At 63.2% G+C, this 18,660-nt stretch carries 18 protein-coding genes; 14 read left to right on the top strand and 4 right to left on the bottom strand.

Annotated elements, in window-relative coordinates; genetic code table 11:
* Together GJ695_RS04795 and nhaR are read right to left on the bottom strand one after the other, a co-directional pair.
* A partial coding sequence (locus GJ695_RS04795) for an OmpA family protein (protein ID WP_154362450.1) occupies positions 1 to 991 on the bottom strand: 991 nt, incomplete at its 3' end.
* A gap of 319 nt (positions 992 to 1,310) precedes the next feature.
* The gene (nhaR, locus tag GJ695_RS04790) at positions 1,311 to 2,228 is read right to left on the bottom strand and encodes a transcriptional activator NhaR (RefSeq protein WP_154362449.1); all 918 of its coding nucleotides are present in this window, start codon (positions 2,226 to 2,228) and stop codon (positions 1,311 to 1,313) included.
* A gap of 101 nt (positions 2,229 to 2,329) precedes the next feature.
* Between nhaR and GJ695_RS04785 the strand changes: the two genes are divergently transcribed.
* From GJ695_RS04785 to GJ695_RS04770, 4 genes are all read left to right on the top strand, one after another.
* On the top strand, positions 2,330 to 3,382 hold the full coding sequence (locus tag GJ695_RS04785; RefSeq protein ID WP_154362448.1) for a DUF475 domain-containing protein: 1,053 nt from the start codon (positions 2,330 to 2,332) through the stop codon (positions 3,380 to 3,382).
* Positions 3,383 to 3,465: 83 nt separating this feature from the next.
* A complete protein-coding gene (locus GJ695_RS04780; protein WP_154362447.1) occupies positions 3,466 to 4,041 on the top strand; it encodes a TerD family protein in 576 nt (191 codons plus the stop codon).
* A 24-nt stretch (positions 4,042 to 4,065) separates the two neighbouring features.
* Positions 4,066 to 4,764, top strand: a complete 699-nt coding sequence (locus tag GJ695_RS04775) for a TIGR00266 family protein (protein WP_154356585.1) — start codon at positions 4,066 to 4,068, stop codon at positions 4,762 to 4,764.
* A 16-nt stretch (positions 4,765 to 4,780) separates the two neighbouring features.
* Complete coding sequence (locus GJ695_RS04770) at positions 4,781 to 5,362, top strand: TerD family protein (RefSeq protein ID WP_154362446.1); 582 nt, start codon at positions 4,781 to 4,783, stop codon at positions 5,360 to 5,362.
* An 81-nt stretch (positions 5,363 to 5,443) separates the two neighbouring features.
* Here the strand turns inward: GJ695_RS04770 and GJ695_RS04765 are convergent, their stop codons facing one another.
* Positions 5,444 to 6,733: a porin gene (locus tag GJ695_RS04765; protein WP_229260386.1), complete on the bottom strand. Its 1,290-nt coding sequence runs from the start codon at positions 6,731 to 6,733 to the stop codon at positions 5,444 to 5,446.
* A gap of 236 nt (positions 6,734 to 6,969) precedes the next feature.
* Between GJ695_RS04765 and GJ695_RS04760 the strand changes: the two genes are divergently transcribed.
* The 10 genes from GJ695_RS04760 to GJ695_RS04715 all read left to right on the top strand — a co-directional run bounded on the left by GJ695_RS04760 (position 6,970) and on the right by GJ695_RS04715 (position 17,175).
* Positions 6,970 to 8,391 (top strand): MFS transporter, encoded by a 1,422-nt coding sequence (locus GJ695_RS04760; protein WP_154362444.1) that lies wholly within the window; start codon positions 6,970 to 6,972, stop codon positions 8,389 to 8,391.
* 16 nt (positions 8,392 to 8,407) lie between these two features.
* Positions 8,408 to 9,226, top strand: coding sequence for an HDOD domain-containing protein (locus GJ695_RS04755; RefSeq protein WP_154362443.1), 819 nt, complete (start codon positions 8,408 to 8,410; stop codon positions 9,224 to 9,226).
* A gap of 90 nt (positions 9,227 to 9,316) precedes the next feature.
* Positions 9,317 to 10,072 carry a FadR/GntR family transcriptional regulator gene (locus tag GJ695_RS04750; protein ID WP_154362442.1) on the top strand — a complete coding sequence of 252 codons (756 nt, stop codon included), beginning with the start codon at positions 9,317 to 9,319 and terminating at the stop codon, positions 10,070 to 10,072.
* 136 nt (positions 10,073 to 10,208) lie between these two features.
* The gene (kdgD, locus tag GJ695_RS04745; RefSeq protein ID WP_154362441.1) at positions 10,209 to 11,120 is read left to right on the top strand and encodes a 5-dehydro-4-deoxyglucarate dehydratase; all 912 of its coding nucleotides are present in this window, start codon (positions 10,209 to 10,211) and stop codon (positions 11,118 to 11,120) included.
* A 72-nt stretch (positions 11,121 to 11,192) separates the two neighbouring features.
* Positions 11,193 to 12,770, top strand: coding sequence for an aldehyde dehydrogenase (NADP(+)) (locus tag GJ695_RS04740; RefSeq protein ID WP_154362440.1), 1,578 nt, complete (start codon positions 11,193 to 11,195; stop codon positions 12,768 to 12,770).
* Entirely contained in the window at positions 12,758 to 13,636 is an 879-nt protein-coding gene (locus tag GJ695_RS04735; RefSeq protein WP_154362439.1) for an SMP-30/gluconolactonase/LRE family protein, read from the top strand. Before GJ695_RS04740 ends, GJ695_RS04735 begins: the two co-directional genes overlap by 13 nt.
* A 74-nt stretch (positions 13,637 to 13,710) precedes the next feature.
* A complete protein-coding gene (locus tag GJ695_RS04730) occupies positions 13,711 to 15,198 on the top strand; it encodes a glycoside hydrolase family 43 protein (protein ID WP_371866486.1) in 1,488 nt (495 codons plus the stop codon).
* Entirely contained in the window at positions 15,198 to 16,613 is a 1,416-nt protein-coding gene (locus tag GJ695_RS04725; protein WP_154362438.1) for a serine hydrolase domain-containing protein, read from the top strand. Before GJ695_RS04730 ends, GJ695_RS04725 begins: the two co-directional genes overlap by 1 nt.
* A 74-nt stretch (positions 16,614 to 16,687) precedes the next feature.
* Entirely contained in the window at positions 16,688 to 16,909 is a 222-nt protein-coding gene (locus GJ695_RS04720) for a hypothetical protein (RefSeq protein ID WP_154356574.1), read from the top strand.
* A complete protein-coding gene (locus GJ695_RS04715) occupies positions 16,909 to 17,175 on the top strand; it encodes a hypothetical protein (protein ID WP_154362437.1) in 267 nt (88 codons plus the stop codon). Before GJ695_RS04720 ends, GJ695_RS04715 begins: the two co-directional genes overlap by 1 nt.
* Here GJ695_RS04715 and GJ695_RS04710 read toward each other — a convergent pair whose 3' ends face one another.
* Positions 17,176 to 18,657 (bottom strand): pectinesterase family protein, encoded by a 1,482-nt coding sequence (locus GJ695_RS04710; protein ID WP_208023379.1) that lies wholly within the window; start codon positions 18,655 to 18,657, stop codon positions 17,176 to 17,178.
* Between the last annotated feature and the right edge of the window lie 3 nt (positions 18,658 to 18,660).

The following is an 18,660-nucleotide window of genomic DNA, read 5'->3' as shown; positions in this document are numbered from 1 at the left end:
CGGCGGCGATGGCCGGCGGCGCGGACTTGCTGCTGGGTTTCGCTGGCGCAGGCTTGGCGGCGGCGGTTGCCGTGGAGGGCGCCGGGCCTGCTGCGGCAGCGACGGCTGGCGCCGGCGCCGCGTCAGGACGATAGAACTCGTAGCGCGGCTTGCGGTCGGCCAGGAAGCGGTTGAAGGAATCCGTGTCGGCCACCTCGACAATTTCAACGCGGCGGTTCTGCGCCCGGCCTTCGTCGGTGTTGTTGTCGGCAATCGGATAGGACTCGCCGGCGCCCTGGAAATACAGCGAATCCTGCGGGATGCCGCGCTTTTCCATGTAGGCGGCGACAGCGCGCGCGCGGCGTTCCGACAGGTCGGCATTCAGGCGCGAATTGCCGGTATCGTCGGTATGGCCGATCAGCAGGATTTTACGCTTGCTGATCTGGGCAATATAGTCGGCCTTGGCTTGCGGATCGCTAATATTATTCGCGTTAATACGGGCGTTATAGGAATCGGCGATGGCCGAGAAATAACGTTGCGCCTGTTCGGTTAATTGATCGGAATTGGTTTCAAAATGACCGCCGCGTTCCGGCTGGTCGCGAATCTCCACCACCATGCCGACCGCGCTTTTCTTGATTTGTTCGGCGTTGGGATTATTTTTCAGATTACTGTCGGCGATCACCTCGCCGCTGGCGCTGACGGTCGACGTCTGTAACTTCAGGTCGTATTGCTTGGCAATCTTGGACAAAGCGCAACGACGGTCGTCCATGTCCTTGCCGATCAGGCCGCCGATGGTGGCGCCAGCCAGCGCGCCGACCACGCGCGCACCGTTCGAATGCTTGACCTGGTTGGCCAGAATGGCGCCAGCCAGGGCGCCGGCGACAATCCCGATGTTACGGGCGTTGTTGGCGCACGGATCGTCGCTGGCGAAAGTTTGCTTGAACGATGGCTGCCCCGTGCGGGGATCGGTGGCGCAGCCGCTGACGATGGTGGTGCAAACGGCCACCACCATGAATTTCACGGCAAACCGTGCCGGCAGACACCGGGCAGGAGGCTGAATGTGGGCTGCTATCAAGGGAATCTCGCTGGAGGGTGTGTTAAAGGATGGCTATAATTGTTGCCGAATATCAATATATTCGCATATCTCACACACTTTTGGTAATTATTTTTCTGATATGAAAGATGTTTAAGAGAATAATCGATTTAAAGCTGGAAATTCTCACCAAATATAACAACGCGGGAATGCGCCTGGCCCCGATTTCAGGGGAGGCGTCATTAATTCTAGGTGGGGTATTTAGCGCGGATTTGCGCTGGAACAGAGTAATCCGCGATTAATCGTGCGAGCTAACGAAGAACAAGCCGCTGTGCACTGCATTCAGAATCGCTTCAATTGCCGGGTGAGTAATTTTGCGGGCATTGGAGATGGCGTAGAAATGTTCGCGCAGCTCCGGCGCATCGCCGACCAGCACCGCGCCGAACTGGTCTTCGATGTCCTGCGCCAGCGCCGACGGCGCGAAGAACAGGCCCAGACCGTTGCGGCCGAAGGTGTTGAGCATGGCGTTGTCCTCGAACTCGGCAACGATCTGCGGCCGCACCTTGTGCTCGACCAGCCAGGCGTCGATGCGGCCGCGCAGCGCGTTGTTGCGGGTGGGGACCAGCAGCGGCGCGCCGTCCAGGCTGGCGGGGAAGTCGCGGCGGTATTTGCGCGCCAGCTTGGGCACGCCGAACAGTTTCATGTCGCTTTCGCCCAGCAGGTGGCTGAACACCTTCAGGCTGCCGCCGGCGCGCACGGTGCGGTCGGTCAGCACCACGTCCAGCTTGCCCAGCGCCAGGTCGGCCAGCAGGTTTTCGAATTCATCCTCCATGCAAACCAGATGCACGCGCGTGTCCATCTGCTGCGTGGCCTGCAGCAGGCGGAAGGCGATCAGCTTGGGCAGCGAATCGGAGATGCCGACCGTCAGACGCATCTTGTCGTTTTCCGCTTCTTCCAGCGCATCCTGCAACTGGTCGCCCAGCAGGAAGATCTGTTCGCAATAGCTGAGCGCCAGCTTGCCCGCCTCGGTCGGCACCAGGCGCCGTCCCTGCGGTTCCAATAGCTGCTTGCCGATCGATTGTTCCAGCGACGCCAGCTGCATGCTGATGGTCTGCACCGCCAGCCCGAGACGCTCGGCGGCGCGCGTGACGCCGCCTTCCTTGGCCACCATCCAGAAGAAATACAAGTGTCTGAAATTCAATCCGCTGTTTTTCATGGTTCGGTTTTTACGAAGTAATACTTCAATTATCTTCTATTTTTCAAATCACCGGTTTTCTTTACACTGCGTCCATCGATTAATAAATACGAGAGAAAACGATGAAGCACTTCAGAATTTCTTTCCTCGTCAGCTTTGTCTGCCTTGCGGTGGCAGGCTGGTGGGGCTACTCCCTGGCGGGGTGGAGCGGCGCGCTGTCCGCCTTCGGTATCGCGCTGATCCTGGCGGCGATGGAAGTGTCGCTGTCGTTCGATAACGCGGTGGTCAACGCCTCCGTGCTGAAGAACTGGAACGAGTACTGGCAGAAGCTGTTCCTCGGCGTCGGCATCATCATCGCCGTGTTCGGTATGCGCTTGCTGTTCCCGCTGGTGATCGTGGCGGTGGCGGCCGACATCGGCATCATGGATGTGTGGACACTGGCGCTGAACGATCCGCAGACCTACTCGATGCACCTGACCAATCACCACGCTGAGGTGGCGGCATTCGGCGGCATGTTCCTGCTGCTGGTGTTCCTGAACTTCCTGCTCGATTCGGAAAAGGAAACGCACTGGCTGGGCAACTTCGAGAAGAAACTCGGCACGCTGGGCAAGGTCTCATCCATCTCCGTGATGATTTCCATCGGCGTGCTGATGGCCTGCATGGGCCTGGTGGCTGAAGCGCAGAAGATGGTGGTGCTGATGTCCGGCCTGTGGGGCATCCTGATCTACGTCTTTGTCGACGGCATCAGCAGCCTGCTGGAGAAGGAAGAAGAAGGCGGCGGCAACGTCGGCGACATGGTCAAGAAGGGCGGTATCGGCGGCTTCCTGTACCTGGAAGTGCTGGATGCATCGTTCAGCTTCGATGGCGTGATCGGCGCGTTCGCCATCACCACCGACGTCGTGATCATCATGCTGGGCCTGGCGATCGGTGCGATGTTTGTCCGCTCGATGACGATTTACCTGGTGAAGAAAGGCACGCTCGACCAGTTCGTGTACCTGGAGCACGGCGCCCATTATGCGATCGGTATCCTGGCCGCGATCATGTTGGCCAGCATGAAGTTCCATGTGCCTGAAATCTTCACCGGCCTGATAGGCGTGGCCTTCATCGGCGCCTCGGTGTGGTCCTCGGTACGCCACCGCCGCCAGCAGGCCAAGACACTCGCCGTCACGGCGTAAAGAATACGGCGGGCCGTTTATTACGGACACGGCCCGCCGCCTTGCAGTACCCCAAGTCCGGTTCTCATTAAGGAGTATCACAAATGGCAATCAGTCTGCAAAAAGGCGGCAACGTCAACCTGAGCAAAGAAGCGCCCGGCCTGACCAAGATCACGGTCGGCCTGGGCTGGGACGTGCGTTCCACCGATGGCAATCAGTTCGACCTGGACGGCTCGGCCTTCCTGTTGAAAGCCGACGGCAAGGTGCGCAACGACAGCGACTTCATCTTCTACAACAACCTGAAGTCGACCGACCAGTCGGTGCTGCACTCGGGCGACAACCGCACCGGCGCCGGCGATGGCGACGACGAAACCGTCACCATCGACCTGACCCGGGTGCCGGCCGATGTCGAGCGCATCGCCATCTGCGTCACGATCCACGAGGGCGACGCCCGCCGCCAGAACTTCGGCCAGGTGCAGAAGGCTTTCATCCGCACGGTGAACGCCGGCAGCAACGCCGAAATCGCTCGCTACGACCTGTCGGAAGACGGCTCGACCGAGTCGGCCATGATCTTCGGCGAGGTATATCGCAACGGCGCCGACTGGAAGTTCAAGGCCGTCGGCCAGGGTTTCAAAGGCGGCCTCGGTCCGCTGGCCGGCTCGTTCGGCGTAGGCGTTTAACTTTATCTGAAAGGACTCGCAATCATGCCTGTATTTACGATCACCGGTGACGTCGATCCATTTCTTCATGTATCGCTACGCCAGGGAGAAAAAATCTACTGCGAATCGGGCGCCATGGTGATGATGGAAGCGGCGCTTGACCTGAAGGGCAAGATCACCGGCGGCATCGGCGCGGCACTGATGCGGCGCTTCGCCAACGGCGAGTCCTTCTTCCAGCAGCACATCGAAGCGGTGCGCGGCGACGGCGATTGCCTGCTGTCGCCAACCTTGCCCGGCGCGATGCAGACGCTGGATCTCGGCAACCAGCAGTACATGCTGAGCGACGGCGCGTTTGTCGCCGCCACCTCCGGCGTGGAACTGAAGGTGCGCACGCAAAGCCTGGGCAACGCGCTGTTCGCCGGCAGCGGCGGTTTCTTCATCACCGAAACCAGCGGCGTGGGCCAGGCCGTGGTGTCGGGTTTCGGTTCGATCTCGCAGCTGGAGGTGGAACCGGGGCGCGACGTCATCATCGACAACGCGCACGTGGTGGCATGGGACAGCGCGCTGCGCTATGAAATCTCGGTCACCACGGGCGGCAACAGCGGCTTCCTCAGCAATCTGGTGAACAGCCAGACCAGCGGGGAAGGCCTGGTGCTGCGCTTCTCGGGCAAGGGCAAGATTTTGATCTGTTCGCGCAACAGCGGATCGCTGCAAGCCTGGCTGACGCGTCAGTCGGCCTCGTAAAATTCAAGGAGTAACTATGTCAGTCAATTTGAGCAAGGGCCAGAAGATCTCTCTGGAGAAGGAAGCCGGCGGCGCATTGGGCCGCGTGACCATGGGTCTGGGCTGGGACGCCATCAAGAGCAAGGGCTTCCTCGGCTTCGGTTCCAAGACCGAAGCGGTGGACCTCGACGCATCGTGCGTGATGTTCGACGAAGGCCACCGTCCGGTGGACGTGATCTTCTTCCGCCAGCTGAAGAGCAAGGACGGCAGCATCGTCCACACCGGCGACAACCGCACCGGCGCCGGCGATGGCGACGATGAGCAGATCAATGTCGACCTGAACGCCGTGCCGTCGCACATCAAGAGCCTGGTGTTCACGGTGAACAGCTTCACCGGCCAGACCTTCTCGCAGGTGGAGAACGCCTATTGCCGCCTGGTCGATGCGGCCGGCGGCAAGGAAGTGGCGCGGTTCAATCTGTCGGTGCAGGGACCGCACTCGGCGCAGATCATGGCCAAGCTGTATCGCCACAATGGCGAATGGAAGATGCACGCCATCGGCGAAAACGGCAACGGCCGCACGTTTGACGACCTGCTGCCGCAGATCGCCGCGCATCTGTAATTTCTAAAACCGGGGTCAGTGCCGACATTCGGACATTTCGCGAGCGAAATGTCCGAATGTCGGCACTGACCCCGGTTTGTTTTAGAACGAGTGGCGGATGCCGAGGCTGACCATGGTGGTGCGGGCGTCGATGTTCTGGCCGGCGCCGGAGAACAGCGGCACTTCCTGCGTGCCCAGCGGGATCAGGATCGCGCCCGGACCGCCCGCCAGCGGCAGCGGCGTCGCGCTGCTGACCACCGTCTTGCCGCGCGTGTCCTTGATGCCGCCGAAGCGCGAGTACAGCGCCGTGCGCTTGGAGAAGTTGTAGTCGGCGCCGAACATCAGGCCACGGTCCTTGCCCTCGGTGTAGTTGGTGAAGCGCGTATCGAGCAGGATCACGCTCAGGTCGAAGGCGCCGACCGGATGCTTGAGCGTCGCGGTCCAGGTGCGCACTTTCGGATCGGTGGCGCCGCGCAGGTCGAACTTGGCTTCGTGGCCGCCGATGGCGAGCGAGGTGCCGATGCCGGGGAAGGTGTACTTCACCGCGCCCATGTAGGAGGTGAATTTCTCGCCGATGAACAGCGGCACCAGCGTGGTGCCCGACACCACGCCGATCGGCACGTTGTCGAAGTTGTTGCGGTGGTAGGACGCCAGCGCCACCAGGTCGTCGGTACGGTAGGCCAGCATGGCGCCGGCAGCCTTGCCGCGGCCGCTGGCGGTTTCCGCACCGGCGGTCAGGCCGCCGACGATCTGGCCGGTGGTGCCGGTGGCCACCGGCGTCGAGGCGGTGGCGGTCGAGCGCGCCGCGCTGATGCCGCTGCCGATGCCGGCATTGGTGGCGTAGGACAGGATCGCCGTGATCGGGCCTTTCTTGATCGCGTAGCTGACCTGGTTGTCCTGCCAGGTCTGCACGGTGTTGACCACCAGGCCGGCGCCGAAGAAGTCGGTGCTGCCCAGCGCTTCCGGCGTCACCAGGTAGTAGGCGATCAGCATCGGGCTGGCCTGGCGGCCCAGCTTGACTTCACCGACCGGCGTGGTCAGGCCCACGTAGGCCTGGCGGCCGAACAGGCGGTTGTCGTTGGCGAGGCCGCCATTGTCGGCGGTGATGCCGCCCTCCAGCACGAACAAGCCGCGATAGCCGCCGCCCAGGTCTTCCACACCCTTGAAACCGATATTGCTCTGGCGCGTGTGCGAGGGGCTCAGGCGCGTCGTCACGCTGGCCGGCGCGGCGATGCTGTTAGGCACAGGCGTGGCGCCACTGACGCCAAATACCGTGCCCTGCACATTGCCCTGGCTTTTGTCGATGCGGTCGATGCCGACGTCGATGGTGCCGTACATGGTGACTGAGGATTGGGCGGCGGCGTGGCCGGCGAACAGGGCGAGCGCGGTCATGCACGCTGCGGATGCGGCAGTTCTCTTCATGTGGTTTGTCTCCGATGTTTTTGGTTGTGCTCGGTAGCTCGACTCTATAGCAGTCTTGAGGAAATGGCACGAGTGTTCGCAAAATTCGTGGCAGTTCCAACACACTTGCATGAATGAACCAAAGCTAGCGTTTTGCAAGCATGCGTGCGGGAATGACGGCGATGCGGCAGAATGTCGCGTTGAACCAATGACGGCAAGGGCGGCGTATGCAAAGCGGGACAGTGGGCGCGGTGGTCAACAGCAAATGGATCGCCTTGCTGGTGGCCGGTGCGTTCTTCATGGAGAACCTGGACGGCACCGTGATCACCACGGCGGTGCCGGACATCGCGCGCTCGTTCGGCGTCGCGCCACTGGCCTTGAACATCGGCGTCAGCGCCTACCTGCTGACCCTGGGCGTGTTCATTCCGATCAGCGGCTGGGTGGCCGAACGCTTCGGCGCGCGCCGCGTGTTTGCGATGGCCCTGGCGATCTTCACGCTGGCGTCGGTGTTGTGCGGCATGGCCAACAGCCTCGGCGAGTTTGTCTGGCTGCGCGTGCTGCAAGGCGCGGGCGGGGCGATGATGGTGCCGGTCGGCCGCCTTGTCGTGCTGAACAACACGCCGAAGGAAAGGCTGATTTCGGTGATCGCCACGTTGACCTGGCCGGCGCTGGTGGCGCCGGTGCTGGGGCCGCCGGTGGGCGGCTTCATCACCAGCTATGCATCGTGGCGCTGGATCTTTTACCTGAACCTGCCGCTGGGCGTGATCGCGCTGGCGCTGGCGTGGTGGCTGATTCCCGACAAGCGCGCGGCCGAGCCCCGCCCGTTCGACTGGCCCGGATTTTTGTTAAGCGGCAGCGCCTTGCTGCTGCTGACCTGGGGGGCGGAAGTGATCGGCGGGCAGAACCCGGACTGGAGCGAGGCGGGTGCCTGCCTGCTGGCCGGTGCGCTGCTGCTGGCGGCGCTGGGCTGGCATCTGAAGCGCGCCGCCCATCCGCTGATCGATCTGTCGTCGCTGGCGATACCGACGTTCTCCATCACCATTGTCGGCGGCTCGCTGTTCCGCATGGCGATCGGCGCGGTGCCGTTCCTGCTGCCACTGATGTTCCAGCTGGGCTTCGGGCTGGACGCCTTCCATTCCGGCCTGCTGGTGATCGCGGTGTTCGCCGGCAACCTGATGATGAAGCCGGCCACCACGCCGATCCTGCGCCGCTTCGGCTTCAAGCCGGTGATCCTGGTCAACGGCCTGGCCAACGTGGCCTCGCTGGCCGCCTGCGCCTTGTTGACGCCGGCCACGCCGGTGTGGCTGATCGCGGCCGTGCTGTTTGTCGGCGGCCTGACGCGCTCCATGCAGTTCAGCGCGCTCAATACCATCGCCTTTGCCGACGTGCCGCAGCAGCGCATGGCGGCCGCCAACACCTTGTTCAGCACTGCCTTCCAGGTCGCGCTCGGCCTTGGCGTGGCGCTGGGCGCCAGCGGCGTGCGGCTGGGACACTGGAGCGCGCAGCAGTTGGGCATCGGCGGCTGGGCCGCCATCGACTACCGGCTGGCCTTCCTGCTGGTGGCGCTGGTCAGCCTGCTGGGCCTGGCCGATGCGCTGCGGTTGAGCAGCAACGCTGGCGAGCAAGTTGCAAGGGGCTCGGCGCGTTAAGGGCTATAATGTTTCCATGGTAAAACTTAAAGACTTCTCGCAGATCCTCGCGCAGGCCGCGCGCGGCGAACTGGTTTTTCCGACCAGCGTGAACGCGGCGCTGCGCCTGCAGCTGGCGCTCGCCGATCCGGATTGCGAGATGGACGATGTGATCCGCAAGGTGCTGGGCGAGCCGATGCTGGCCGCGCGCACCGTGGCGCTGGCCAATGCGGCAGTGTTCAATCGCAGCGGCACGCCGGTCACCAGCGTGCGGGCGGCGGTGCAGCGCGTCGGCTACCGCAACCTGTACACCATGGCGGCGGCAATGGTGGTGCGCCAGTTCGGCGCCCGCATCCGCGATCCGCAACTGCGCGCGCAGGCCGATCAGCTATGGCGCCACACGGCGCACGTGGCGGCGCTGGCCCACGTCATCGGCCGCAAGCTGACGTCTTCCGATCCGGATACCGCGCTGTTCGCCGGCATCGTGCACGAGGCCGGCGGCTTCTACCTGCTGTCGCGCGCCGATGAGATTCCCGGCCTGCTGGACGACTCGGTGGCGTGGATGGGCGCGGCGCAGGAAATCATTTCGCGCGAGATGATGAAGAAATTGAGCATTCCCGAACCGGTTAGCCAGGCCATCGTCTCGCTGCGCGGCGCCACGCTGACGCCGCCGCCGCTGGGCCTGCGCGACACGCTGCTGATCGCCAAGCGCCTGGCGCCGGTGCGCTCGCCATTGGCCGCCGCCGAGGACAGCCCGTCGCTGTCGGGGTTTGTCGACGACAACGCCTTGCTGGACCAGATCCTGCACGAATCGGCCGAGGAGGCCGCCTCGATGAGCGCGGCGCTGCTGGTGTAAGCAGACAATTTGTTGTGAAAATGATGTTGTCGATATAATCCGTACACCAATACGTGTATCCTTATAGTCGTCATACAACAGCAAACCGCCATGAATCAGACCGCAACAGTCCCCGCTGCCGCCGCCGCGCCCGCCCTCGTGCCGAAGAAGAAGCACCGCAACCTCGCCCAGGGCGTGGTGGAGAGCTTCACCAGCAGCATCCAGGCCGGCACGCTGAAACCGGGTGAAAAGCTGCCGACCGAGTCCGTCATCATGGAAATGCACGGCGTCAGCCGCACCGTGGTGCGCGAGGCCATCTCGCACCTGCAGGCCGCCGGCCTGGTGCAGACCCGCCACGGCATCGGCACTTTTGTGCTGGAGCCGCAGCCCACCAATATCTTTGCCGCCGACACCATCCGCACCATCGGCGACGTGCTGTCCATCCTGGAGCTGCGCATCAGCCTGGAAACGGAGGCCGCCTGGCTGGCCGCCAGCCGCCGCAGCGAAGAGCAGGTGCAGGCGATGGACGCGGCGCTCAAGCGCATCGTGTCGTCGCAGAACCGTCCCGGCGCGGTGGAGTCGGACAAGGCCTTCCACCTGCTGATCGCGCAGGCCACCGGCAACCGTTATTTCGTCGACATCCTCAGCGACCTGGGCAACACCATCATCCCGCGCGCGCGCCTCGACTCGGCGCAACTGGCGCATGACGATCCGGTGGCTTACCAGGAACGCGTCAACCGCGAGCACGACGATATCTATCACGCCATCCTGCGCAAGGACGCGGAAGCGGCGCGCGCGGCGATGCGCACCCACCTCAGCAACAGCCGCGAGCGCCTGCGCCGCGCCCAGCAAGAGGTGAGCGTTTAAACAACGACAGGGCAGGCGATTTGACGCTTTACGTTAAATCGCTTGCTTCCAACCGGATCTAGTTGTACGATGTCATACAACACGGCGCAAGAGCGTCTTCACCCATTTCACCAGACGTTAATATTTGGAGACTGTAATGCAACCGAATGACCTGAAAAAAATCCTTTCCTCCGGCCTGCTGTCGTTCCCGGTTACCGACTTTGATGCTGAAGGCAACTTCAACAAGTCGACCTATATCAAACGTCTGGAATGGCTGGCTCCATACGGCGCGACCGCGCTGTTCGCCGCCGGCGGCACCGGCGAGTTCTTCTCGCTGACCCCACAGGAATACCCTGAAATCATCAAGACCGCCGTCGATACCTGCCGTGGTCAGGTGCCGATCTTGGCCGGCGTCGGTGGTCCGACCCGCGTGGCTGCCGCTTATGCCAAGGAAGCCGAGAAAGCCGGCGCGCAAGGTCTGCTGCTGCTGCCGCACTACCTGACCGAAGCGTCGCAGGACGGCCTGATCGAACACGTGGCGGAAGTCTGCAAAGCCACCAACCTGGGCGTTGTGGTGTACAACCGCGCCAACTGCCGCCTGAGCCCGAACTCGCTGGCGATCCTGGCGGACCGTTGCCCTAACCTGATCGGCTTCAAGGACGGCATCGGCGACATCGAACTGATGGTCTCGATCTGGCGCAAAATGGGCGACCGCTTCAGCTACCTGGGCGGCCTGCCAACCGCGGAAGTGTACGCCGCCGCCTACAAGGCGCTGGGTACCCCGGTGTACTCGTCGGCCGTGTTCAACTTCATGCCGAAACTGGCGATGGACTTCTACCACGCTGTCGCGTCGGACAACCACGCCGAACAGAACCGCATGATCGACGAGTTCTTCCTGCCATACCTGGACATCCGCAACCGCAAAGCCGGTTACGCCGTGTCGATCGTCAAGGCCGGCGCCAAACTGGCGGGCTACGATGCCGGTCCGGTGCGCGCACCGCTGACCGACCTGAACGCGGAAGAAATCGACATGCTGCACAAACTGATGCTCAAGCAAGGCGCGCAGTAATCAGCTAAGCTATACCCATAAGCAAAATCAAAGCGCGGCTCCGACCGCGCTTTTCAACCATTAGGAGTCAACATGCAAGTAGCAGGCGAAATGATCATTGGCCGCAGCGCGGTCCTGGGCAAAGAAGGCACCATCAAGGCCATCGATCCATCCCGTAACGCTGAAATCGAGCCAGCGTTCGGCCTGGCCGGCGCCGCCGACCTGCAACGCGCGGCCGAACTGGCCAACGCGGCTTTCGACGTGTACCGCGCCACCAGCCTGGAAGTGCGCGCCAAATTCCTGGAAACCATCGCTGACCGCATCATGGATCTGGGCCCGACCCTGATCGAGCGCGCCATGCAGGAAACCGGCCTGCCGCAAGCCCGCCTGGAAGGCGAACGCGGTCGCACCGTCGGCCAGCTGCGCCTGTTCGCGAAGGTGGTGCGCGACGGCCGCTTCCAGACCGCGACGCTGGACAGCGCGCTGCCGGACCGCGTCCCTGCGCCACGTCCTGACCTGCGCCTGCGCAAAATCGGCCTGGGCCCGGTTGCCGTGTTCGGCGCGTCGAACTTCCCGCTGGCGTTCTCGGTGGCTGGCGGCGATACCGCCTCGGCACTGGCGGCCGGCTGCCCGGTCATCGTCAAGGCCCACTCGGCTCACCTGGGTACGTCGGAACTGGTCGGCAAGGCTGTGGCCAAGGCCGCTGAAGAGTGCAATATGCCTGAAGGCGTGTTCTCGATGCTGATCGGCTCGGGCCAGACCATCGGCCAGAACCTGGTGGCGCATCCGTTCATCAAGGCGGTTGGCTTCACCGGCTCGCGCGCCGGCGGCATCGCCCTGATGCAAACCGCTGCGGCCCGTAAAGAGCCGATCCCTGTGTATGCGGAAATGAGCTCGATCAATCCGGTGTTCCTGCTGCCAGGCGCGCTGGACAATCCCAAGCTGCCGCAAGCCTTCGCCGATTCGCTGACCCTGGGCGCCGGCCAGTTCTGCACCAACCCGGGCCTGCTGATCGCGCTGAAATCCGACAAGCTGCAAGCCTTCGTCGACGCTGCCGCCGGCACCATCGGCGCCAAGGGCGCGGCCACCATGCTGACCCCGGGCATCCACAAAGCCTACGTCAGCGGCGTCAAAGGCCTGGCTGGCGTGGACGGCGTCAAGCAGGTCGCTGTCGGCCAGACCACCGATGCACCGTGCGCAGCCCAGGCGTTCCTGTACCAGGTTGACGCCAAGCGCTTCCTGACCGACACCGCGCTGGAAGGCGAAATCTTTGGCCCAACCTCGCTGCTGGTGGTGGCCGAGAACGAAGAAGAACTGCTGGCTGTCGCCGAGCACCTGGAAGGCCAGTTGACCGGCGCCGTGCACGCCACCGCCGACGACAAGGCGCTGGCCACCAAGCTGCTGCCTATCCTGGAGCGCAAAGTGGGCCGCATCCTGTTCAACGGCTTTGGCACCGGCGTGGAAGTGGCGCACGCCATGGTTCACGGCGGCCCGTTCCCATCGACCTCGGACAGCCGTTCGACCTCGGTAGGCGCATCGGCGATCGACCGCTTCCTGCGTCCGGTGTCGTACCAGGACGTGCCTGCGTACTTGCTGCCGGAATCGCTGGCTGACGCCAATCCGCAGAAGATCCCGCGTGTGGTGAACGGCGATCTGGTATGGAACGCGTAAATGGCGTGAGTTGCACGGTGGGCGAAAGCCCAACGTGGAGCGCGGCGGAAAACGCCTGGTACTGGGTGGATATCCCGGCCAGGCGCGTGTGGCGCATGGACGCCGCCAGCGGCGCCACCCGCTATTGGGATAACGCCGAGATGGTCGCCTGCGTGGCGGCCAAGGCTGGCGGTGGCCTGATCGCGGGCATGGAGACCGGTATCTTCAGCCTGGAACTGGGCGCGGGCCAGAACGCGGCGGCGCTGAAGCTGGCGACGCCGGCCTCCGGCCTGGGCGAAGGCATGCGCTTCAACGATGGGCGTTGCGACCGCCAAGGCCGCTTCTGGGCCGGCACCATGTTCATGGACATGGGCGCCGCCAAGGCGGTGGGCCAGCTGTATCGCTACGATGCGGCGCGCGGCATTTCGGCGTCGTTCGTGTCCGAGCTGCTGACGCAGAACGGCACGGCGTTTTCGCCGGACGGCCGCACCATGTACCTGTCGGATTCGCATCCGCAGCGGCGCATGGTGTGGTCGTTCGACTACGACATCGCTGATGGCGTGCCAAGCAACCGCCGCGTGTTCGCCGACATGACGACCTATGCCGGCCGTCCCGACGGCGCGGCGGTCGACGCCGACGGCTGCTACTGGATCTGCGGTAACGACGGCGGCTGCGTGCTGCGCTTCACGCCGGACGGCAAGCTGGATCGCCGTATCGACGTGCCGATGCTCAAGCCATCCATGTGCGCCTTCGGCGGACGGGATCTGGATACGCTGATGGTCACCTCCATCGTCTCCGGCAAGCCGGAAGATGCGGAGTGGGGCGGAGCGGTCGCGTTGCTGCGGCCGGGCGTCAAGGGCGTGGCTGAAACGCCGTTTGGAGCATGATGATGGGGCGGATACTGATACGGTGTCTGCCCTTTTTATTTGCGGCCCTGCTGGCCGCCTGTACGACCGCGCCTGTGGCGCAGTATCAGAACCCGATTATTCACGCCGACTATTCCGATCCCGATGCGATCCGCGTCGGCGACATGTATTACCTGGTCTCCTCCAGTTTCAATAACGCGCCGGGGCTGCCGCTGCTGCAGTCGCCGGACATGGTCAACTGGACGCTGGTCGGCCACGCTCTGCCGCAGCTGGTGCCGCTGGATGTCTTCGCCAGGCCGCAGCATGGCAAGGGCGTGTGGGCGCCTTGCCTGCGCTACCACGACGGCAAGTTCTGGATCTTCTATCCCGATCCCGATTTCGGCATCTACGTGATGACGGCGATCTCGTTCACCGGGCCGTGGAGCGCGCCGCATCTGCTGGCCGCCGGCAAAGGCCTGATCGATCCGACGCCGCTGTGGGACGACGACGGCCAGGCCTACCTGCTGCATGCGTGGGCCAGGAGCCGCGCCGGTTTCGCCAACGTGCTGACGCTGCGCCGCATGGCGCCGAACGGCAGCCGCCTGCTCGATGACGCGGGCAAGATCATCATCAACGGCGACAAGCTGCCCAAGTACACCACGCTGGAAGGCCCGAAACTCTACAAGCGCGATGGCTACTACTACGTGTTTGCACCGGCCGGCGGCGTGGAAACCGGCTGGCAGTCGGTGTTCCGCTCACGCAGCATCGACGGGCCATATGAGGACCGCATCGTCATGGCGCAGGGCGGTTCAACGGTAAACGGCCCGCACCAGGGCGCGTGGGTGCAGACGCCGCAAGGCGAGGACTGGTTCATCCACTTCCAGGACAAGCGCGCCTATGGCCGCGTGGTGCATCTGCAACCAATGACGTGGCGCGACGGCTGGCCGCTGATCGGCGAGGATGTCGGCACCGCGGCCGGCCAGCCGGTGGCGCGCCATCGCCTGCCAGTGACGGGACAGGCCACGGCAGCGCCGCCAAGCAGCGATGAATTCAATGGGGCGACGCTTGGCCTGCAATGGCAGTGGAACGCAAACTGGCAGCCGTCGTGGTACGCGCTGGGCGACGGGCGACTGCGACTGTTCGCCCAGCCGCGCACCGGCAACCTGTGGGATGTGCCGTCGCTGCTGCTGCAAAAGCTGCCGGCCGAAACGTTCACGGTCGAGACCAGGCTGGACGCCGCCGGGCTGGCGGAAGGCGGCGTCGCCGGCATGGTGATGTACGGTTCCGATTACGCCTGGCTCGGCACGCGCCGTCTCGACGGCAGGACACAGCTGGCGCTGGTGAGCTGCTACAAGGCCGACGCGGCCTGCCATGAGCAGCAGGAAGCTGGCGTGGAGCTGCCATCGTCGCAGGTATGGCTGCGCATGCGCGTGATCGCAGGCGGCGTTACCAACTTCTCCTACAGCGTCGACGGCAAGAAGTACACGCCGATCGGCGCCCAGTTCACCGCCAAAATGGGCCGCTGGGTCGGGGCCCAAATGGGCCTGTTCAGCGCCGGTCCCGCCGGTCACGCCGACATCGACTACTTCCGCGTCACGCCCTGATGGCGGCCTCGCGCATCCTGACGACGCTGGTGCTGCTCCTGCCGTTGCGTGTGTTGGCTGCCGATCCTCCGCTGGCCAACTACACCGGCACCTACATCGCCGCCGACGGCCAGGTCGCCGAACTGCTCGACGGCGCTGAACTGGTGGCGGTTATCGACGAAGCCAAGTACCGGCTGCGCCGCCTGGGCGGCGACGATTTCGCCAATCCTGGCGGCCGAAAAATTCCCTTCCACCGCGATGCCGATGGCCGGATCACCGAGTTTGTTGACGGCTCCGTGGTGTACCGGCGCACCGGCGACGGCATCACGGAACAAACGCGCGCGCTGATGCGGCCGCGCGTCTCGTCTGACTACCACTATCGTGCGCCGCCGGATCTGAACGACGGCATCGCTGTCGGCACGCTGGCGGATTCGGATATCGGCGTGGCGGTTGGTGAAAAGATCGTCCGCGGCATTCTGGATGAGACGTGGCGCGACGTGCACGGCGTGTTGCTCTACCAGCGCGGTCACCTGGTGCTGGAAGAGTACTTCTACGGCTACGATATCCAGCGCACGCACCAGATGCGGTCCGCCACCAAGTCCATTGTCAGCGCGCTGGCCGGCATCGCCGCCGATCGCGGCAAGCTGGATGGCGCCACACAGCCGGTGCTGCCGCTGATGACGTATCCAAGCTACGCGAATCCGGACCCGCGCAAACAGCGCATTACCCTGGGCGATTTTCTGGCCATGCGTTCCGGCCTGTCCTGCAACGACTACGATGCCGCCTCGCCGGGCAACGAACAACGGATTTACGAATTCCCCGACTGGGTCAAGGCAACGCTGGATTTGCCGATGGCGGAAGAGCCGGGCCGTGTTGCCCGCTATTGCTCGGGCGGGGTCGCCGTTGTCGGACGCGCGACGGAGAATGCGGTGAAGATGGCGTTGCCGGATTTCGCCCGCGACGCGTTGTTTGCGCCACTGGGCATCAAGGTCTCCGACTGGCGCTGGAACTACACGCTCACCAACGCCAACAAGGAATACTCGCAGTTGCACATGCGTCCACGCGACATGCTGAAGATAGGTCTGCTGTATGCGGACGGCGGCCGCTGGCACGGCAAGCAGATCGTGTCATCGGCATGGGTGCATGAATCGCTGACGCGGCAAAGCCAGATCGATGGCACCGACTACGGTTATTTCTGGTGGCTACAGCGATTCAACGTCGACACGCCGCAAGGCGAGCGCGTGGTGCAGGTGAGCGCGGCGCAGGGCAACGGCGGCCAGAAAATCTTCATCGTGCCGGAGTTCGATCTGGTGGCAGTATTCACCGGCGGCGGCTACAACGCCGGCAGCACACCGCCCAACAAAATCATGACCACTATTTTGCTGCCGGCGCTGATGCAGAAGTCGGCATTGACCACTTCCGTATCTTCTCCCTGATCCGTTTGCCTTGGATCAAATGGCGACCTCGCACCATCGCAGTATAATTTTTTCCTCACATGCGGAGGTGCACCATGCGAACCATGACCTTAAGTTTGTCCAGCGAAATTGACGATTTTCTCACTACGTTTGCGTACGAACGCGGCATTAGCAAGGCCGAAGCAATGAAGGGTGCTTTTGCGCTTTTAAAGATTGCTTATGATGAGAAGCGAAAAGGGGATGGCTCGTCGATAGGTTTGGTTCGACGCCTGCCAGACGACTCCCTTGAGGCGGTGGGGCTGGTAACCGGTGCATAATGGCTACTCCGCAAAAACCAGTCGATTTTCTCGAAGACATATTCCAGCGCGATACCGGCGTTGCAATTAATGAGGGAGATCGGCTCATTTTCGCCAAGCAGATAACGCTGGGATTGGCGCTTATCAGCTCTGCGATCATGACAGGTTATGCCTGTTATCCGGATAATAAAGCGTTGGTTGCTCTCATTGAAATCATTAAGATCGGCGCCTTGCCAATGGCGACGCCGGTGATTTCTTTTTACTTCACCAGCGGCACGAAAAAGTGATTACTGCTTCATCCAGTCACCCAGCACCCACGCTGGATTGCTGTAGTTGCGGATGGTCTCGGCGTCTTTCTCCGTCGTTAGCTGGCGCGCGGCTGGATTGCGTTGACTGGTGTCTGCCTGTGTGCCGTCCGCATTGCGGCTGTTGAATTCCCAGAAGTGCACATTGCTTGCGTCGCCGTCGATCTGTCCCCAGCCCACGGGGCTGATGCCGCTCAGGGTGGCGTTGATCAGCACGGCTTCGGCGTAGGGATAGTTCTTGCCCTTGTTGGCCGGCAGCCGTGCCAGTTCGGTTTGTCCTTCGATGGCGGTGAAGCGGCAGTCGATGAAGACGTTGCCGTGATTGGTGGCCGGATTGCGTATCCACATGAACGCGTTGCGCGACTGGATGTCGCAGCGTTCGAAGAACGCCGGCCCGCGTCCAAGTATCGTGTCGCCATGGCCGACGACCTTCACATCCGGCAGGTAGGTGCTGCCATTGACCTGTAACGCATCGCCTGAACCGATCACTGTCGTGTTGGCGACGATGTTCTCGGAGCCGGTAATCAGCAAGCCTTCGGCCTGGCCTTGCAGCGTGGTCTCCAGCGTCAGGTCGCGCAGGTGGATGCCCTTGACGTTATCCGCTGCGAACGCCGCGCGGCGCGACGGGAAGGTGCCCGGCTGCTCATTGGTGCTGATGTTGGCTGGATGCGGATTGAACGCTTCGTTGTTCGCATAGTGAATGCGCACCTTGTCGCGCGTCTCGCCCTGCACCGTGATGTTGGACTTGTTGCGGAAGTAGACGATTTCCTCGTAATCGCCATTGCGAACGAAGATGGTCACGCGCTTGGCGGGATGATCCGGCACGTAATCCAGCGCGCCTTGCACGGTGCTGAAATCCGCCTTGCCATCGGCGCTGACCACCACGCGTTCGGCGGCTGCTGCCGGACCATGCGGCCTGGTGCTGAACTGCCATGGCTTGATGGCGCGGCCGAACACCGCATCGTCAATCTGCACGCGATAGCGCTTGCCATATTCGAGCAGATTGTTGTGCGGGTAGATCGTCGCCGTCTTGTCATGCACGATCACCGGATGGAAGTGGAAGCCGTCCGTAAAGCCGCCGATGATGGTGAGCTGGTACTTGTCGCCGCCCGGCTCCGCGCCGGCCGATGGCGTACCGGCCTTGGTGTTGGCGTTGGTCGCGCGCGGACCATCGGCGTAAGCGTAGGGCGTCGACAGATACGGCGGTGCCGGCAGCTTGGTGCGCTCGGTCGGACCGGCCGGAATGCTCAGGTCCAGCGTATCGACCAGCCGCCCGTTGGCGGCGTCGTAGATGCGGATCAGGCCCGATCTGCCCAGCACCGGCGGCTGGTCAAAACGCAGCGTCAGATGCGTATCCGGATTGACCTGCCGCGCGCCATTGGCGGGCAGCAGAACGGTGGCCGCGCCGGCCGGTGCAGCAGCGGCGATCAAAACCAGGGTGCAGAGCAGGCGCGGAATCATCATCGC

It is taken from the genome of Duganella alba (assembly GCF_009674495.1).
Lineage (GTDB): Bacteria > Pseudomonadota > Gammaproteobacteria > Burkholderiales > Burkholderiaceae_D > Rugamonas > Rugamonas alba.
This window is presented reverse-complemented; position numbering and strand designations above follow the sequence as displayed.

Coding starts and splice junctions, on each gene's coding strand:
- nhaR (WP_154362449.1), bottom strand. CDS start 2,228: ATGAAAAACAGCGGATTGAATTTCAGACACTTGTATTTCTTCTGGATG.
- GJ695_RS04785 (WP_154362448.1), top strand. CDS start 2,330: ATGAAGCACTTCAGAATTTCTTTCCTCGTCAGCTTTGTCTGCCTTGCG.
- GJ695_RS04780 (WP_154362447.1), top strand. CDS start 3,466: ATGGCAATCAGTCTGCAAAAAGGCGGCAACGTCAACCTGAGCAAAGAA.
- GJ695_RS04775 (WP_154356585.1), top strand. CDS start 4,066: ATGCCTGTATTTACGATCACCGGTGACGTCGATCCATTTCTTCATGTA.
- GJ695_RS04770 (WP_154362446.1), top strand. CDS start 4,781: ATGTCAGTCAATTTGAGCAAGGGCCAGAAGATCTCTCTGGAGAAGGAA.
- GJ695_RS04765 (WP_229260386.1), bottom strand. CDS start 6,733: ATGACCGCGCTCGCCCTGTTCGCCGGCCACGCCGCCGCCCAATCCTCA.
- GJ695_RS04760 (WP_154362444.1), top strand. CDS start 6,970: ATGCAAAGCGGGACAGTGGGCGCGGTGGTCAACAGCAAATGGATCGCC.
- GJ695_RS04755 (WP_154362443.1), top strand. CDS start 8,408: ATGGTAAAACTTAAAGACTTCTCGCAGATCCTCGCGCAGGCCGCGCGC.
- GJ695_RS04750 (WP_154362442.1), top strand. CDS start 9,317: ATGAATCAGACCGCAACAGTCCCCGCTGCCGCCGCCGCGCCCGCCCTC.
- kdgD (WP_154362441.1), top strand. CDS start 10,209: ATGCAACCGAATGACCTGAAAAAAATCCTTTCCTCCGGCCTGCTGTCG.
- GJ695_RS04740 (WP_154362440.1), top strand. CDS start 11,193: ATGCAAGTAGCAGGCGAAATGATCATTGGCCGCAGCGCGGTCCTGGGC.
- GJ695_RS04735 (WP_154362439.1), top strand. CDS start 12,758: ATGGAACGCGTAAATGGCGTGAGTTGCACGGTGGGCGAAAGCCCAACG.
- GJ695_RS04725 (WP_154362438.1), top strand. CDS start 15,198: ATGGCGGCCTCGCGCATCCTGACGACGCTGGTGCTGCTCCTGCCGTTG.
- GJ695_RS04720 (WP_154356574.1), top strand. CDS start 16,688: ATGCGAACCATGACCTTAAGTTTGTCCAGCGAAATTGACGATTTTCTC.
- GJ695_RS04715 (WP_154362437.1), top strand. CDS start 16,909: ATGGCTACTCCGCAAAAACCAGTCGATTTTCTCGAAGACATATTCCAG.
- GJ695_RS04710 (WP_208023379.1), bottom strand. CDS start 18,657: ATGATGATTCCGCGCCTGCTCTGCACCCTGGTTTTGATCGCCGCTGCT.